The organism is Acinetobacter sp. 826659 (assembly GCF_000588515.1).
GTDB classification, from domain to species: Bacteria; Pseudomonadota; Gammaproteobacteria; order Pseudomonadales; family Moraxellaceae; genus Acinetobacter; species Acinetobacter pittii.
This window is the reverse complement of record NZ_JFYD01000017.1, coordinates 1-2,047: the sequence shown is the minus strand read 5'-3', so window position 1 is coordinate 2,047 and position 2,047 is coordinate 1. Positions and strand designations below refer to the sequence as shown.

Annotated in this window: 3 protein-coding genes, 2 tRNA genes and 1 pseudogene; 2 read left to right on the top strand and 4 right to left on the bottom strand. The window is 39.3% G+C overall.

Going from position 1 to position 2,047, the window contains the following annotated elements; all coding sequences use genetic code 11:
- Positions 1 to 166, bottom strand: a pseudogene (locus tag J663_RS18330) (invasion protein expression up-regulator SirB); the annotation flags it as partial.
- An 11-nt stretch (positions 167 to 177) separates the two neighbouring features.
- Positions 178 to 486, bottom strand: a complete 309-nt coding sequence (locus J663_RS18325; RefSeq protein ID WP_002114074.1) for a BolA family protein — start codon at positions 484 to 486, stop codon at positions 178 to 180.
- Positions 487 to 716: 230 nt separating this feature from the next.
- Here J663_RS18325 and J663_RS18320 point away from each other — a divergent pair.
- Both J663_RS18320 and J663_RS18315 read left to right on the top strand, forming a co-directional pair.
- Positions 717 to 792: transfer RNA gene (locus J663_RS18320), tRNA-Gly, on the top strand.
- 45 nt (positions 793 to 837) lie between these two features.
- A tRNA-Gly gene (locus tag J663_RS18315) sits at positions 838 to 913 on the top strand.
- Positions 914 to 1,076: 163 nt separating this feature from the next.
- Here the strand turns inward: J663_RS18315 and J663_RS18310 are convergent.
- Together J663_RS18310 and J663_RS18305 are read right to left on the bottom strand one after the other, a co-directional pair.
- Positions 1,077 to 1,838 (bottom strand): 4'-phosphopantetheinyl transferase family protein, encoded by a 762-nt coding sequence (locus J663_RS18310; RefSeq protein ID WP_033850998.1) that lies wholly within the window; start codon positions 1,836 to 1,838, stop codon positions 1,077 to 1,079.
- The coding region (locus J663_RS18305) for an alpha/beta fold hydrolase (RefSeq protein ID WP_033851412.1) at positions 1,831 to 2,047 on the bottom strand (217 nt) is incomplete at its 5' end. The genes J663_RS18310 and J663_RS18305, both read right to left, overlap by 8 nt.

The window sequence follows — 2,047 nt, the reverse complement described above, 5'->3', positions numbered from 1 at the left end:
CGGTAAATGACAAATGTTGTAAGGCAACTAATACTTTACGCCCTGCTGGATTGGGTTGTTCACCTTGAACACCTATAAACAGAGTTGAAGCGCGCAAAACAAAGACCATAAGTGCGGCAGCTACCGCAGTCATATGAATAATTTTAGTGAGTAAATGTGCATCCATGAAATTAACCCTTAGCTTTTAGGTGCATGTGCACATTCTGGGCTAGCAGGTGCTTGGCCTTGCCACTCACTTGGCAAATAAGCATGAATTGCTAAAGCATGAATTTGGCCCGGATTCATCAAATCAGAAGCTAAGGCATATACTTTTTGATGACGTTGAACCAAACGCAATCCATTAAATTCGTCGCTCACTATAATCACTTTAAAATGAGATTCTTTACCTGGAAAATAACCACCGTGCCCGGCAGACTCATTGATCACTTCCAAATGGCTAGGTGCAAGTGTTTGTAACCGTTCAATCAACTGTTGTTCAAGGCTCATAGCTTTTCCTTTTACGATTATTCGTATATTTGAACCTAGTATACCCTGTCTACACACAAACAAAAGTTGCTCTTGTATGCTTTGACTTCAAACAAAATGTCTATTTATTCGGCAACTTAACAACAAAAATACCGCTAAATGCTCATTTCTGTTTTTATTTTATGCAATCAGCATAATTATTTGCATAAAGTTGTTGACCCTTGTTTTGCTTAATGTATTATAAGCGGCACGCGGGAATAGCTCAGTTGGTAGAGCATAACCTTGCCAAGGTTGGGGTCGCGAGTTCGAGTCTCGTTTCCCGCTCCAAATTGGTTTTTTTTGAGAAAGTTTTAGTAAAAACTGCTTATATATGCGGGAATAGCTCAGTTGGTAGAGCATAACCTTGCCAAGGTTGGGGTCGCGAGTTCGAGTCTCGTTTCCCGCTCCAAATTTAAAAGGCCCTAGTCGAAAGACTGGGGCTTTTTTCTTTTTATCGACCCATGATTTTACGTTCTATCGATTTACAGCATATTCTGAGAATAGCTCAGCTCAAGGCCGAGTATTTCATTGATAGACTCAGATTTTTAAACCAGTAATTGTATCGAGTTAATCTAGTTATATTTGCAGGGTATTGGCGTTATCCGATGCGTAGATATACATGGCACCAATTGAAAACAATCCAAATCAAATCTTTCTTGGGCAAGAAGCTGTTGTAAACAGATTGAAAAGATAAAGTTATGATCATAGACATAGCTTTGGAAATAATATTCTTCTGTCTTTTGAATATCACGAGTTGAATCGAGAAACTCTATATGTTCAGCTAACACATGAAAGTTTAGCTTCTTTAAATGACGACTCATTCCTTCGCCAGTACATTTAATATAGGATTCTTTTAAGGTCCATATTTGAAAAAACCGTTGATATACAGTGGATGGATCAATCCTTTCATTTTCCTGAATCCATTCAATTTCACTTGGCGCTAACACACTATCGACACGCATCCAATCGAACTCACGGTCGACCCGTTCAACATCGACTCCTATTTCCCCTTCTTCAGTCACCGCAAGAACAATAACATCTGCTGAATGACTAAGATTGAAATAAACAGCTTTATTGCCTTGTACAAAAGGTTTGCCGTTAGGTTGTAATTGCATGTTGACCTCATGGGGTGAAATACCCAACTTATCTGCTAAAACAGACTTCGTTAACACACGAGAAATTAAGAAAAGACGTGCAGCCTGAGGACGATATTGATCATATCTCAACTTTTCTGCCGCATTGAGAAAGCTGAGATAATGACTCAATATTAAGTGGTTTTGTGGCACCCGTGAAACTGGGCAGACATAAACCTGTACTTTGGAAATATCAGACATCACTGAGCTGGACTGTGGTGCTGATGTATTTGGTTAGAACTGGTGTGAGATAATCATAAACCGCTTCTACATGGGTAACGTGCGGATTATGGCCTGCGCCAGCAATGATATGTACAGGGATATTAGGATTTATTGTAGTAACAATTGGGTCCTTCTCTCCAACAATGATTTCAACTTTAGAGCCAAGTTCGTTTAACAAAGCTGTTTGA